This is a genomic window from Streptomyces sp. NPDC005492 (assembly GCF_040605995.1).
Classification (GTDB): Bacteria; Actinomycetota; Actinomycetes; order Streptomycetales; family Streptomycetaceae; genus Streptomyces.
Genome location: NZ_JBEXDX010000003.1, coordinates 378,180 through 392,638 on the forward strand (window position 1 = coordinate 378,180; position 14,459 = coordinate 392,638).

General features: G+C 65.4%; 9 protein-coding genes. 8 read left to right on the plus strand and 1 reads right to left on the minus strand.

What is annotated here, in order from left to right; translation table 11 throughout:
• Nucleotides 1–47: 47 nt before the first annotated feature.
• The 8 genes from ABZT04_RS06840 (at nt 48) to ABZT04_RS06875 (ending at nt 12,931) form a co-directional block, all read left to right on the plus strand.
• Nucleotides 48–2,084 (plus strand): class I SAM-dependent DNA methyltransferase, encoded by a 2,037-nt coding sequence (locus tag ABZT04_RS06840; protein ID WP_356053862.1) that lies wholly within the window; start codon nt 48–50, stop codon nt 2,082–2,084.
• Nucleotides 2,081–3,367, plus strand: a complete 1,287-nt coding sequence (locus ABZT04_RS06845; RefSeq protein ID WP_356053735.1) for a restriction endonuclease subunit S — start codon at nt 2,081–2,083, stop codon at nt 3,365–3,367. Before ABZT04_RS06840 ends, ABZT04_RS06845 begins: the two co-directional genes overlap by 4 nt.
• Nucleotides 3,364–6,576: a DEAD/DEAH box helicase family protein gene (locus tag ABZT04_RS06850; protein ID WP_356053737.1), complete on the plus strand. Its 3,213-nt coding sequence runs from the start codon at nt 3,364–3,366 to the stop codon at nt 6,574–6,576. Before ABZT04_RS06845 ends, ABZT04_RS06850 begins: the two co-directional genes overlap by 4 nt.
• Before the next feature lie 116 nt (nt 6,577–6,692).
• Nucleotides 6,693–8,300 (plus strand): serine/threonine-protein kinase, encoded by a 1,608-nt coding sequence (locus ABZT04_RS06855; RefSeq protein ID WP_356053739.1) that lies wholly within the window; start codon nt 6,693–6,695, stop codon nt 8,298–8,300.
• 17 nt (nt 8,301–8,317) lie between these two features.
• A complete protein-coding gene (locus tag ABZT04_RS06860; protein ID WP_356053742.1) occupies nt 8,318–10,462 on the plus strand; it encodes a 3'-5' exonuclease in 2,145 nt (714 codons plus the stop codon).
• A gap of 403 nt (nt 10,463–10,865) precedes the next feature.
• On the plus strand, nt 10,866–11,966 hold the full coding sequence (locus tag ABZT04_RS06865; RefSeq protein WP_356053744.1) for a tyrosine-type recombinase/integrase: 1,101 nt from the start codon (nt 10,866–10,868) through the stop codon (nt 11,964–11,966).
• 259 nt (nt 11,967–12,225) lie between these two features.
• A complete protein-coding gene (locus tag ABZT04_RS06870) occupies nt 12,226–12,669 on the plus strand; it encodes an IMP cyclohydrolase (RefSeq protein WP_356053746.1) in 444 nt (147 codons plus the stop codon).
• Nucleotides 12,638–12,931, plus strand: a complete 294-nt coding sequence (locus tag ABZT04_RS06875; RefSeq protein WP_356053748.1) for a hypothetical protein — start codon at nt 12,638–12,640, stop codon at nt 12,929–12,931. Before ABZT04_RS06870 ends, ABZT04_RS06875 begins: the two co-directional genes overlap by 32 nt.
• A 30-nt stretch (nt 12,932–12,961) precedes the next feature.
• Here ABZT04_RS06875 and ABZT04_RS06880 read toward each other — a convergent pair whose 3' ends face one another.
• Nucleotides 12,962–14,272: a M14 family zinc carboxypeptidase gene (locus tag ABZT04_RS06880; protein WP_356053750.1), complete on the minus strand. Its 1,311-nt coding sequence runs from the start codon at nt 14,270–14,272 to the stop codon at nt 12,962–12,964.
• Nucleotides 14,273–14,459 lie beyond the last annotated feature (187 nt).

The window sequence follows — 14,459 nt, forward strand, 5'->3', positions numbered from 1 at the left end:
TACGCACCGCACTGAAGCATTCGCCGTCCCGGCGGCCCGGAAGGACAATGGTGGAGCAGGACCACAGCAGGCACTCGGAGATGATCAACTTCATCTGGAAGGTCGCCGACTTGTTGCGCGGCGACTTCCGGGCGCATGACTACGGGAAGATCATTCTTCCGTTCACCGTGCTGCGGCGACTGGACAGTGTGCTGGAGCCGACGAAGGCCGAAGTGCTCGCGGAAGTTGCGGAGATGGAGGAGCGGGGGCGACCGCTGGCATACCGGGAGATGAAGCTCCGTGAGGTCGCCGGGCACGGGTTCTACAACACCAGTGAGCTCACCTTTAAGCGCATTGGCCGGGACCATTCACAGGCGAAGTCGCTGCTGAAGTCGTACTACAGCGCCTTCTCGGAGAACGCCCGGGAGATCCTCGACCGGTACAACTTCGAGCAGCACATCTCCGATCTTCAGGAGAAGGGGCTGCTGTATCAGGTCGTCGGCGAATTCGCCAAGATCGATCTGCGGCTGCCGCAGGGACCGGACGACAAGGACGGCATCGACAACCACCAGATGGGCTACATCTTCGAGGAGCTCATCCGGAAGTTCTCCGAAGACAACCCCGCCGGTGAGCACTTCACGCCCCGCGAGGTGGTCCGATTGATGGTGAACCTGCTGCTGGCCCCGGACGAGGGGACGCTGGGTGCGGGCAAGACGCGGACGGTCCTCGACCCGGCCTGCGGGACGGGCGGCATCCTCAGCGAGACCGAGGACCACATCAAGCGCAAGGCCCCGCATACGACCGTCGGGTTGTACGGGCAGGAACTGAACCCCGAGTCGCATGCCATCTGCCAGTCCGACCTGCTGATCAAGGAGCAGGAGCCGGACAACATCAAGTACGGGAACTCCTTCACCCAGGACGGCCACAAGGAGCAGAAGTTCGACTACTTGGTCGCAAACCCGCCCTTCGGGGTGGAGTGGAAGAAGGTCAAGCAAGAGGTGGAGCGGTTCGCTAGAAATGGGGATCGCTTCCACGCTGGACTGCCGAGGATCAGCGACGGTTCCTTCCTCTTCCTCCAGCACATGATTTCGAAGATGAAGCCGGCGCATCCTGACGGGAAGGGCGGCTTCGAGGGCGGAAGCCGTATCGCGATCGTCTTCAACGGGTCGCCGTTGTTCAGCGGCGGGGCGGGCTCCGGCGAGTCCGAAATCCGGCGATGGATCCTCGAGAAAGAGGACCTGTTGGAGGCCATCGTTGCGCTGCCGGACCAGCTCTTTTACAACACCGGGATCTCCACCTACTTCTGGATCCTGTCGAACAGGAAGCAACGGAGCCTCAAGGACAAGGTCATCTTGCTGGATGCGCGAGGCCAGTGGACGAAGATGCGGAAGTCGCTGGGCGACAAGCGCAAGGTCATCTCCGATGCTCAGATCACAGCGGTGACCGACATGTACATGGAGGCGGTGGCTGCCGCGGCCGACGAGGAGCAGTCGCTGCCGGAGAACGCGAAGATCTTTGAAGCGAAGGAGTTCGGCTACCAACGCATCACCGTGGAGAGGCCGTTGAAGCTGCGCTTCGAAGTCACGGAGGAGACGCTGACCGCGCTCCGCGCTTCGGCTGCGATCGACAAGGCGGTTGATGCGGGGGCGTTCGCGGATGCGCTGAAGTCGCTGGTGGGTGAGCGATGGGCGACCAAGGTAGAGGCGTGGGACGCGATCCGTCAGGCGCTGGTGCCGGCGGGTCTGATGATGCCGACGGGCAAGCCCTTCCAGAAGGCGCTACGGGATGTGGTGGGGGTGCGCGATCCCGAGGGCGAGGAGCAGTACCTCAAGAAGGGCGACCTGCACGCGGAACCGGACCCTGACCTCCGCGACAACGAGAACGTGCCGCTGGAGGAAGACATCGACGCGTACATGAAGCGCGAGGTGCTGCCGCACGTCCCGGACGCGTGGGTGGACCACACGAAGACGAAGATCGGTTACGAGATTCCGTTCACGCGGAAGTTCTATGTCTATGAGCCTCCGAGGCCGTTGGAGACGATCGACGCGGAGCTGACATCGCTGGAGACCGAGATTCAGCGGTTGCTCGGGGAGGTGACGAAGTGACCGAGGTACTTGGAACTGCGCTGCCGGAGGGCTGGACCGCTTCCCGCCTGAAGCGCGTCACGTCCCTGCTGAACCGGGGGTCCGCTCCGGACTACGTTGACGACGGCCCTGTGCGCGCCATCAGCCAGGCGGCTAATCAGCCTGGGGGACTGGACTGGGAGCGGACTCGGTTCCACGATGCGATTGGGGATCCCCTCAGGCTTAAGGGCTACCTATTGCCGGATGATATCCTCATCAACTCAACCGGTACCGGAACCCTGGGACGAATCGGCTTCTTCCAAGGGGGACCGGATGAGATTCCCTGTATGGCGGACACCCATGTGACCGTGGCACGGGCGATCCCATCCGACGTGGACCCTCGGTTCCTCTACTACTGGCTGTCATCGATTCCCTTTCAGGAATACATCTATGCGGCGCTAGTAGTAGGGGCAACGAACCAGATCGAGCTGAATCGCGATCGGCTCGGCGATGCGTCAGTGCCGCTACCGCCTGCTGAGGAGCAGCGGAGGATCTCACGTTTCCTTGATGTCGAGGTTAGCCGCATCGACCGCATGAAAGGAAACCTTGAGGCGCTCCTCAAGTTGCTGTTTGAGCGTGCAGCCGCCGTGCTGGATCTGGCTATCGATGCGAACATTTCCCGCTTCGGAACCGCTCCGCTGCGTCGCTTCGTAGCTGGCGTGAACCAGGGCTCAAGTCCGCAGTGTGATTCGGTGCCTGCTGCTGAGGGCGAGTGGGGAGTGCTCAAGGTTAGCTGTCTTCGCCCCGGGGAGTTCTATCCAGGAGAGAATAAGCGACTGCCTACGGAGCTGGAATTCGACCCGCGCGACGAGGTGCGTCAGGGGGACCTGTTGGTCACCCGGGCCAACACCCCCGCGTTGGTGGGGTCGACTGCTGTCGTCCCCGCCGTCCGTAAAGGCCTCCTGCTGTCCGACAAGATTTTTCGGGTCAGGCTGGATGCGCGCCTCGATCCGCACTATGTTTCGGCAATCGCCAGTGGCAGCCGTGTGCGTGGTCTCTGTGCGGCAGTTGCTAATGGCGCTTCTCAGTCCATGGCGAATCTCCGCTTCGAGGAAATCAAGGAATGGCCCGTCCCGCTTGCGGACGGAGAGGCCCAGAAAGCTCTGGTGTCGCAAGTGGCCGAGTCCCGAGCTCGTACAGCCACCCTGCGTAGGTCCATTGAGGGCCAGCTCAAACTCCTCTCCGAGCGCCGCCGCGCCCTGATCACTGCCGCAGTAACCGGCCAAATCGACGTGACAACCGCACGGGGGGTGCGAGTTCCATGACTCACAGCAATCCGTTCAGCAACAAAGGCTCGAAAGGACCCCAGTACAAGGTCCACCACGAAGAGGCGTTCCGCATCGCGATCATGAACCGGCTCCTTGCCCACGGCTGGGAGATGGGCCTCAACTCCGACTACCGCCGCGACCTCGCCCTCGACACCGCACAGGTTTTCGCGTTCATCGGTGCCACCCAGAACAAGGCCTGGCTGAACTATGCCGGCTATTACGACAACGACCCCGACACCGCCCAGCGCGCATTCGCCGAGCACCTCGCCAAGTGGATCGACAAGCGGGGCACCCTCCAGACCCTCCGCCAGGGGGTCAAGGCGCATGGCATCCACTTCGACCTCGCCTACTTCAAACCGTCACAGACGATCGACCCCGGCGCCCTCAGCTCGTACAGCAAGAACCGGCTCACCGTCGTCCGCGATCTCGTCTACGCCACCCGCCGTGCGCCGGACGGCGCGACCAGCAAGGACGAGGGCAACAAGCCCGACCTCACCCTCTTTGTCAACGGCATCCCCGTAGCCACGGCCGAGTTGAAGAATCCGCTTACCGGCACCGGTACCGCCGAGGCCATGCACCAGTACCGGACCACCCGGGACCACCGGGAGCCGCTCTTCGCCAAGCGCGCCCTCGCGCACTTCGCGGTCGATCCGGACGCCGTGCTCCTCACTACCCAGTTGAAGGGCAGGGACACCGTCTTTCTGCCTTTCAACACCGGTTCCGACGGTCCCGGAAACCGCGGCGGTGCCGGAAACCCGGCGATACCTGACGCGGCTCGCGCCGGCACGTATCGGACCTCATACCTCTGGGAACAGATCTGGCACCCGGACACCTGGCTGGACCTGCTGGAGCGGTACGTTCACCAGAGCACGGAGAAGAAGGATGACGGCAGCATCGTCAAGAAGCTGATCTTTCCGCGCTTCCATCAGTGGCATGCCGTCAGAGAGTTGACCGCACACGCCGCGCGGAACGGAGCGGGGCACAACTACCTAGTCATGCACTCCGCCGGGTCCGGCAAGTCGAACACCATCGCCTGGCTCGCCCACCGGCTCTCCGACTTGCATGACGCAAGCCACGAGTCGGTCTTCGACAAGGTGCTGGTGATCACGGACCGCACGGTCCTGGACGATCAGCTGCAGGAAACCATAGGTGACTTCCAGCAGACCAATGGCCTGGTCCTCGGAATCGGAGGCAAGGGCGGCTCGAAGTCGTCGCAGCTGGCGGATGCGCTTGCCCAGGAGACGGCGAAGATCCTCATCGTCACCCTCCAGACCTTCCCCGCACTGCTCGCCTACCTTCGCAAGTCGCCGGTCGAGATACGAGGCAGTCGCTTCGCGATCATCGTCGACGAAGCGCACTCGTCCCAGTCGGGCGAAGCCGCCACCGACGTCAAGAAGGCGCTGCGCGATCTCGGCCTCGACGCCGACGACGAAGAGACCGGAGCCACGGAGGCCGACGCGGAAGCGTTGGAGCCCACCACCGACGAACGTCTCGCCGCGTCCGCCCGCGCTCGCGGACAGAGTGCGAATCTCTCCTACTTCGCGTTCACCGCCACACCCAAGCACAAGACGCTGAAGCTCTTCGGCACCAAAAGCCCGCTCACCGGCCTCTACGAGCCCTTCCACACCTATTCCATGCGGCAGGCGATCGAGGAGAAGTTCATCCTTGATCCGCTGTGCCAGTACGTGAGGTATGAGACGTACTGGCAGATGGTCAACGAGGACCCGCATGAGGCGGACCGCGAGGTCGACAAGAAGAAGGCCAACGCGCTGCTCGCCCTGACCGCGCACAGCCACACCACGACCGCCGTGCAGCGGGCCAGGGTGATCGCGGAACATTTCATGGTCCACACCCGCAGGCGGCTGGGAGGGCGGGCCAAGGCCATGGTGGTGTGCCGTTCGCGGTACGGCGCGCTCCAGCTGTACCGGCAGATCGTCAAGTACTTCGACGACAACGGCTATCCGGACCCCGGGGTACTGGTCGCCTTCTCCGGTTCTCTCAAGGAGGGAGAGGAGGAGGTCACCGAGGCGAAACTCAACGGCTTCTCGGAGGGCGAGCTGCGCAAGAGGTTCGCGTACACCACGGCCGACGACAAGAAGGGCACATCAGCCGGGCGGCAGCGCGAGTACCGGATCCTGGTGGTCGCGGACAAGTACCAGACGGGGTTCGATCAGCCGTTGCTGACCACGATGTACGTCGACAAGAAGCTGAAGGGCGTCGCCGCCGTACAGACGCTCTCCCGCCTCAACCGCACACACCCGTTCAAGGACCAGCAGGATCTGTGCGTCCTAGACTTCGCGAACGACCCGCACGTCATCCAGAGCGAGTTCCGGCCATTCTTCGAAGAAGCCCAGACCATGCCCACCGACCCTAACCTGGTCTACGACGCGCAGCATCAAGTCATGGATCCGCCGATCCTGCTCGTCGGCGAAATGCAGGCGTTCGTGGCCGACTACCTCAGGGCTCAGGACGTGGCGGCCGGTGACGACACCCGCTGGGAGAAGCTGCACGCGGAGCTCTACCGGCACACCGACCCCGCCCGCGACAGGTTCATCGCGCTCAGGGACAGCGAAGTGCGTGCCGAGCACGAAAGCGCCGAGCAGTTCCGGGCCGACCTCGCCGACTATGTGCGCAAGTACAGCTTCCTCGCGCAGATCGTGCCGTACATCGACATCGATCTGGAGCGCCTGCATCTCTTCGGGCAGCACCTGCTGCGCAGGCTGCCCCCGCGCGAGGGGGGCGGGGTGGACATCGGGGAAACCCGGCTCGAGGCCGTGCGTCTGGAGAGGGTCGGGGAGGTCAATGTGAGCCTGACTCCCGAGGGCGCGGTCGAACTGAGGGGCTTCGGTAGTGGTGCCGGTGGTGCCGCGGAGCCCGAGAAGTCGCCGCTGGCCGAGGTGATCGACCGGTTCAACGAGCGGTTCGGTACCGACTTCACCGAGGAGGACTTCATCGTGCCGCTGCGGGCGGTGATGGCCGACGAAAAGGTCCGGCGATCTGCCTCACAGGACGACGAGGACGGATTCAAGCACGTCATCGACCCGGTGCTGGACGCCGAGATGATGAAGCACATCGACTCCGTTCGCGAGTTGGGTGACCACTACTTCCACGACGACCGCGATCACCGGGAGTCGATCAAGCGTGACCTGCGGCGGCACGCCTTCCGCATGCTGCGCCGCGAACTGGGGATGGACGACGCGGCCTGAACCCGCCGCGGGCAGCGCGGACCGTCCTTGGCAACTCCCCGTAACCGTGGACGGTTTACGGCGACACGCGCCACACTGGGCACACATGATCACGGGGCACGGGGAGGACAGCGCAGGTGGCGCCAGAAGTACGAGTCATCGCCGAACGCTATGAGCTGCGGACCAGGATCAGTACCGGGGGTATGGGACAGGTCTGGCTTGGCTACGACCCGATCCTGAACCGGGACGTGGCGGTCAAACTCATCCGCCGGGACCTGACCACGCCGGGCCCGGACGCGGAAGAGCTGGCCGAGCGCTTCAAGCGGGAAGCCCGGGTTACAGCCAAGTTCGACCACCCAGGGGTGCCTGCGGTCCATGACGCGGTGCTCGACCGGGCGGCGGACGGCGTCTACATGGTGATGCAGCTGGTGCGTGGCGCCCTGCTCACCGACATCCTCGCCAGGCCCGGTGTGCTGCCGGTCCCATGGGCGGTTTCCGTCGCCGCGCAGGTCTGCTCGGTGCTCTCGTACGCTCACGCCGTGCCCGTCGTCCACCGCGACCTGAAGCCGGACAACATCATGGTCGCCGGGGACGGCACCGTGAAGGTTCTCGACTTCGGAGTCGCCGCGGTGCTCGGAACCGATGTCACCAAGCTGACGTCCACCGGGCACATCATCGGCACCCGCCGCTATATGTCGCCCGAGCAGATCCAAGCGGCTGCGGTCAGCCCGCGCAGTGATCTCTACGCGCTGGGCTGCATCCTTCATGAACTGCTCGCCGGGAAACCGCCGTTCACGGCCGAGGCAGAGTTCCAGCTGATGGAGGACCACATGTACCGGGCGCCGGCGCCGCTATGCGGGCTGCGCGCTGAGGTGGACCCGGCACTGGAGCGGCTGGTCCTGGATCTGCTGGCCAAGGTGCCCCATCAGCGGCCTGACTCAGCCCAGGATGTCTACGACCGTCTGGTGCCTTTTCTCCCCGCACCCGACCCTGAGCGGACCACCGAGCAGCGGGGGCAGGGAGTCACTGACCCCACGGGTCCTTACCGCCGTCCGCTCGCGCCCCGTCCCCGCCCGGCCGAGAAGGCCGTGTACACGCCGACCGCTGTGGACTCGCCACTGGGGCTGGCCGCCCCTGCCGTACCGGATGAGGAACTGCAGCAGGCCCGCGGTCATGCAGCGGCTCTCGTGGAGGAGGAGCGGTTCTCCCAGGCATCCGGAATGCTGGAGGACGTCCTGGCCCGCGCTGCTGCGGTCCGTAGCGCTTCCGAACCGCTGATGGTCGGCCTCCGTCTCGTTCACGCCCTCGCGCTCTTCTGTGACGATGACTACGGGCGAGCACTGCCAGAGTACGAGGCGCTCGTTGAGGTACTGGAGGCCGCAGGTTCCGCCCGTGGCGAGGATGCCCTTTATTGCCGCAGGCAGGCCGCCTTCTGTCGGATGGAGCTCGGCGACAGCGAAGGTGCGCTGGCCGAGTTCGAGGCCGTACTGGGACAGATGAGGCAGGGGCTGCCGGACAGCGATATGGACGTCCTTGAGGTACGCAGGCATGTGGGCCTGCTGCTTCAGGCGGTCGACCGGCTGCGGGAGGCGGTCGAGGTGCTGATGCCGTTGTACCGGGACCTGATGGTCGAGTACGGACCGGATGCCCCAGAGACCGCTCAGGTGCGGGACGCACTCGTACGTATCCGGCTGCGTACCTCGCGTACTACTGGCAGCGGCCGGGCCGCGACGCGCAGAAACTGACCGAAGGAGCTTCCCCCATGGCACAGCTGGCTCTGTCGGTCCGGTTCCTCGACGAGTTTGGGAAGCTCGACTCCAAGGCGCGGTCCGGGGCCGTGAAGACGGCTCTGAAGTTCCAGCAGCTCACGCTCAAACAGCTCTGGTCGGATGCCGGACTGGATTTCAAGCAGCCCAAGGGGGCCAGAGACAAGCACATCTATACCTGCCGTATCGACAGGTTCTATCGGGGAGTCGTGCTGGCTCCCGGCACTGGCGAGGACTTTCTGCTGCTACGTGTCATGGCTCACGACGACGCCTACAGGTGGGCGGCCAAGCAGGTACCGAGCGTGAACGCGGTGACCCATGGGCTGGAGATCCGTGACGTCGTCACCGTGGAACAGTTGGTGCCGACATGGGAGGCGGAGGCGGCCACCGCCGTGGCGGAACCTCTCTTCGCCTGTCACCCAGACGCGGATCTTCGTGGGCTGGGTATCGAGGATGATGTGCTGCGCGCGGCCCGTTCCCTGACCTCCAAGGAGCAGCTCGATGCATTCGCTCCGTTGATGCCAGAGGATCAATGGCAGGTGCTGCAGTTCCTCGCCGAGGGACTGAGCGTACAAACGGTATGGGGTGAGTTGGTCGCCTTCCGCGCCCGGAACGGCGCGCTTACGGTGGACCGTACAGACCTGGCCAGCGCGATGCGGAACACTCCATCGCGTATTGCCCTGGTGACTGGCCCGAGAGAACTGTCCGACATCCTCGACAAGCCGTTCGCCGCGTGGAGGATCTTCCTGCATCCGTCTCAGCGGTATATGGCGTACCGGCCCAGCTACTCGGGTCCTGCCCAAGTGACCGGTGGACCGGGCACGGGGAAAACTGTGGTGGCACTTCATCGGGTCAAGCACCTCCTGGAGCATCTACGGACCGGCGAGCGCATCCTGCTCACCACGTACACCGGGGCGCTCACGTCGGCTCTTCGCGAGGGGCTGGCCCTGCTGATCGAGGACGAGGAGCGACGCGGTCGGGTGGACGTGTCGACGGTCAATGCCCTGGCACGAGAAATTGTTGAACCACATGACACCATCCGGCGTGCTTATCTCGACGGGGCGCAGGAGACTGCTCTCTGGGGAGAGATCGGCGACCAGTTGGGTTTGCCGTGGAACGACCAGTTCCTGGCCCAGGAGTACAAGCATGTCGTCTTGGCGCAGGGTCTGCGCTCGCTCGACGCCTACCGTGAGGCGTCCAGAAGGGGTCGGGGCTCCCGGCTCGCCTCCGCTCGACGGCACGAGGTCTGGCAGGCGGTGGAGGCGTTCCAGGTTGCGCTCGACAAGCGCTCCGCGCGTACGCATCTGGGTGTGTGCGATGAAGCGGCGTTGCGGGTCACCGCATCCGGAGTGCAGCCCTATCGGCATGTGGTCGTTGACGAGGCACAGGACCTGCACCCCGCCCAGTGGAGGCTACTGCGGGCCGTGGTGCCCAATCGCCCTGACGACTTGTTCATTGCTGGCGACCCGCATCAGCGCATCTACGACTCGAAGGTGTCTCTGAGATCGTTGGGGGTCGCCGTGACCGGACGTTCCACCCGGCTGCACAAGAACTACCGCAGCACGCAGGAAATTCTCGCTTGGGCGGTGTCGTTGCTGGACGGTCGGCCTGTGGAGCAGTTGGAGAACGGGAGTGCGGACACGCTGGCAGGTTTCCGGTCCTCGCTCCGCGGCGCCCGCCCGACCGTGTGTGCCACGGATGACCCGGATGAGGAACTGGCCGAGCTGTTGGCACGCATCCGAGAGTGGGCCGACAGCGGAGTTGAGTTCTCTGATATCGCGGTGGCTGCCCGATTCAACAAGATCGTGTACCGCGTGGCGCAGCGGTTGCGGGACGAGGGAATCCCTGCGGTCCGGCTACGGCAAGACGGAAGCGCAGACGCTGAGGGCGTCAGGGTCGCAACCATGCATTCTCTCAAAGGGTTGGAGTTCAGGTGTGTGGCGGTCGTTGGGGTGCGTGAAGGGACGGTTCCGTACCCAGGAGCCATCACGCCAATGGAACTTGACCCCATCCAGCACCACACGGATCTGACAGCGGAGCGTTGTCTGCTCTTCGTAGCCTGTACGCGCGCACGCGACCGACTGCACGTGTCGTGGAGCGGTCCAGCGAGTCGCTTTCTCGCTGAAGTGGGAGCGGCATAGGAGCCTCGTGTGCGCCGCACTGACAATCCGGCTTGAGGCTAGGGTCCGGCGCCCAGCCGCCGGGGAAACCTTACGGTCCCGGGAGCACGGTGGTTGCTTCGTCCGCGCATGAAGCGTCACTTTCGCTGAAAGGGGCGGTTTAGTGTCGTGCATCTTGTCTGGTTACGAAGTGATGGAAACGCTTTAGGTCGGAGGGCCAGGCTGATCGGGGTGTTGGGTGGCGAGCGTCTTTCAGAGGTGCAAGCGGGACGCCCGAGATCGGCACTACCCGTGTGAGCGTCCAAGGTGCGGTCACGCGTGGACCGTGCGGTATCGGGAGCCAGGCGGCAGGAGTGGGCGGCAGCGGGAGAAGTCGTTTCTGCGGAGGATCGGCCTCGACGGTGCGGACGCCTTCGCCGCTGGTGTGGAGAAGGACAAGAAGGCTCGTGTCTTTGTGGATCCTGCGCACGGTGCCATGGCGTTGTCGGTCTGGGCTGAGGATTGGCTTGAGCGACGAGTCATCGGTGAAGCGACCCGTCGCAACTACGATGGGTTCATCCGCAACCATCTCGTGCCGCGCCTCGGCTGTAAGTCCCTGGCTGGGCTGGCGCGGCGGGACTTTGAGAGGTTCGTCAAGGACATCTACCGAGGCGGTGCGGGGCTGGCTGCATCGACTGTCAATGACCGCATGGTGATGGTGGCCGCCATCATGGAGGCGGCTGTTGTCGACAAGCGCATCACGGAAAACCCTGCCCGGGGCATTCGGATCTCACGTCGAGATGCAGTAGCGGTGGGCGAGGACGAAGTTCCGACGCCAGCTGAGGTGGATCTGATCGCTGCGCACATCGCCCCACGGTTCCGCCTCACCGTCTATCTTCAGTCCGGCACAGGCCAGCGCCCCAGTGAAGCCCTGGCTTTCTCCACCGAGTGCCGGCGGCCCGGCTACGTCAGGATCCGATGGCAGGTCAGTGCCAAGGCGCACCGTGCGGACTGCCAGAGGCCCTTCGTGCCGCTTAAGTATCGGCTGGAGAAGGAGTGTCGAGATGTCCCAACTGCCTTGTTCATTGAGCAGGAGATCGACGCGCATCTCTTGAAGTGGAAGCCGGTGCCCGTCTTCTTCGCTGGGCAGAAGGGGAAACGGATTCGGCTCGAGACCTTCTTTGCTCCACGTCAGCCTGGGGCTGGCGTGATGCTGTCCATCGCGTCCTACGGCTACCAGTTCAAGAAGGCATGCCTCTCGGCTGGCCTGGTCGATCTGGACGGCAATGCCAAGTACACGCCTCGTAGCCTGCGGCACTTCTTCGCCTCCACGGCCCTGGCCAACGGCGTGCCGATCCACGAGGTCTCGCGCTGGCTGGGGCACCGCTCGGTCAAGACGACGGTCGACATCTACGGGCATCTGCTGCCCAGCGCGTGGGACCGCTGCCGGGAAGTCTTGCAGCGCGCCATGCGGCCCGCATCCCCGGGCGCGACGTCCTTCCTGTCCGAGGAGGCGAGCTGGAGCGCCGGCAACCGAGCTGCGTAGGAGTACGAGAGCTGGCTCGTCTGCATGGTGCTGGGATAGAACGCCCGTGCTGGGATGGTGCTGGGATGCCCCCTGAAGAATCCGCGTTTCCGCAGGTGGGAGCTCTGCACTACGGATTCAGGTTCAATGTCTGAGCCGATGAATTGACCACCTTGGTGACGTGACGAACATGCAGGTCAGAAGAGGCCGACTCCTCCGGGAGCTGGCCTCTTCGTCGGGGCATCGCACCCAACAGGCAGACACGGAAGGGCGTTGGCGCATGACCTCGATCCTGGAAGCTCTGCGGGACAATCCCTACCCCGGCCGGCTGATCCTGCTGGCCCGCACGCTGAACGGCGAACCGACCGCCGGATACGCGCTCACCGGTCGGAGCGCGGCCTCCCGGGCCCGCCGGATCGAATCCACCCCGTCCGGCGAACTGGCCGTCGTACCCGTCGTACCCGTCGGCGCCGAGGGCCACGACGCGCTCCGGCACTACATCGCCGCGACCGCGGACGAGCGGTGGACCGTCTACGGCAACGGCGAGCAGGTGGCGGAGGTCGCCGGTCGACTGGCGAAGGGGCTCGCGCCGGGCATCGCTCTGGAGGGGCTGAGTTACGAGCCGGATCCGCCGATCCACACGCCTCGGATCACCGCCGTCGTGGACCGGGTCGGCCGACGGTTCTGGCTCGGTGCCGCGCGCCCGGCCCGAAGGCGGCCGTGAGAGTGCGGACACCGTCGTCGTCGCGCTCGGTGAACTCTCGCCGGGCCAGGCGGTCATGCTCAGCACCTATCAGTCGGACGGGGACCTCGTGTCGACCGCGCCGCGCCACCTCGAACTGAGCACCGCGGCCCAGGACGCGGACGCGCTGCTCACGGAACTGTGGGACGCCTTGGACCCGCGCTTCCGGGTCGCCGCGGTCACGTTCGCGCCGATCACCGGGGTGCGGGGGCCCGCCCGTCACGCCCAGGCCCGAGCGGAGTAACCGCGACGAGGGACGCCGACCGGGGCGCGCTCAAGCCAACCCCTTCAACGCACTCTCCGCCGCGGCCAGCACCGTCCGTGCCTGGTGTTCCACCTGGTGGGAGACAGGTACCCAGCGCACCCGCAGCGCCTCCTCGGCGTCCGTGCACCACCTGGTGAAGAGTTCGTCGAGTTCGCGGTGGAGCGCCGGGGCGGATCTGTCGTCCGACGCCTTCAGGAGTCGTAGCAGAAGGCCTGCCGCGCGGATCGGCTGGCGGCGGGCCACGGTGTTCAGGGTGGAGACCTGAGCCGTCGTCAACAGCCGTGGTTCGGTGGCCGCTTGGCGGGCGAGTGGGGTCCAGGAGTCGGCGACCATGGTGTAGAGGCCGTCGGCCATCCACTCCAGTACGCGTCTGAGCGGGTCGTCCTTGGGTGGTGGCAGGAAGGCACGGGCCTTGTCCAGGACGGCGGTCACCCGGCGTCCTCCGTCCAGTACCAGTTCGGAGAAGGCGTGCAGGGCCTGGCCCGCATCCGGGTACGGGGTCAGGTCCTCCGCCAACTCGCTTGCCCACATGGGGACTTCGACGATCGCGGTGACACCGCCGTAGCGCAGGGGTGCGCACCAGGTCGACGCCCCGATGTTCTCCGAGCCTGCCGCCAGGCGTCCCGTGCTGCCCGGTGGCGGCAGGACGTAGACCGCGGGGCTGGGGTTCTCCCAGAACAGGGCGTCGTACGTGCCGTGTTGGAGCGGGATGCCGAGTTCCGCCGCCGATGTGCGGAAGGGGGCGGCCAGTTCGGGCAGGTCACGGGTCAACTGGACCCAACTTCCGCCCACATCGGTGCTGTGCAGGGAGCACTGGAGGAACGGCCGTAGCTCGTCGATCAGTTGGAACAGTGCTTGGCTCTCGGGGAGCGGGTGCGTGACGATCGGGGCCCACTCCGGTTGTTCCGCCGCGATGGGGCGGAAGGTGGTGCCGTAGTAGCCGCGCAAGGTGTGGTCGGTCGTCGTCGCGCCTTCGGCGCCGGCCTCGCTCACGGCCGCGCCGTCCGGGTCGAGGCACAGGACGATGTCCCAGGTGACGAGGGCGGGGTCGGTCGCCGCGGAGAGCCGGTCGCCGCTGGCCACCCGCTCCGCCAGCGCGAGGGCGGTCGCGCCGCCGACCGGTTCGTCGGGGTGTGGTCCGGCGACCACCAGGACGTGGCGCGGCCCGTGTCCCACGGACAGCATCAGGATCGGACGGCCCGCGCGGGAGTTCCCGATCCGGCGCAGCCGGCCGGTTCCGGGAAACCGGGAGACCAGTCGCCGCGCCGTTTCGGTGACCTGCGCGACCGTGGGGTAGCGGTCCGTCGTACGAGCCATCATGTACGCCGTCTACGTCGCGTGCGGCGCGTGCGGCGCATGGGTCACGTAGGTCATGTTGTACGTCATGTGCGTCGGCGCGGCCGGTCAGGAGCCGCCGTTGCCGCTGCTTTCGCTGGTGGTTTCCTTCTTGTCCAGCGGACGGATCTCGATCTTGTTCGCCATGCCGTTTCCTTCCGGTGGGGGCTGT

Bases quoted from the DNA above. Each gene is read 5' to 3' on its own strand.
- ABZT04_RS06860 (WP_356053742.1), top strand. From the start codon at position 8,318: ATGGCACAGCTGGCTCTGTCGGTCCGGTTCCTCGACGAGTTTGGGAAG.
- ABZT04_RS06840 (WP_356053862.1), top strand. From the start codon at position 48: ATGGTGGAGCAGGACCACAGCAGGCACTCGGAGATGATCAACTTCATC.
- ABZT04_RS06850 (WP_356053737.1), top strand. From the start codon at position 3,364: ATGACTCACAGCAATCCGTTCAGCAACAAAGGCTCGAAAGGACCCCAG.
- ABZT04_RS06880 (WP_356053750.1), bottom strand. From the start codon at position 14,272: ATGATGGCTCGTACGACGGACCGCTACCCCACGGTCGCGCAGGTCACC.
- ABZT04_RS06870 (WP_356053746.1), top strand. From the start codon at position 12,226: ATGACCTCGATCCTGGAAGCTCTGCGGGACAATCCCTACCCCGGCCGG.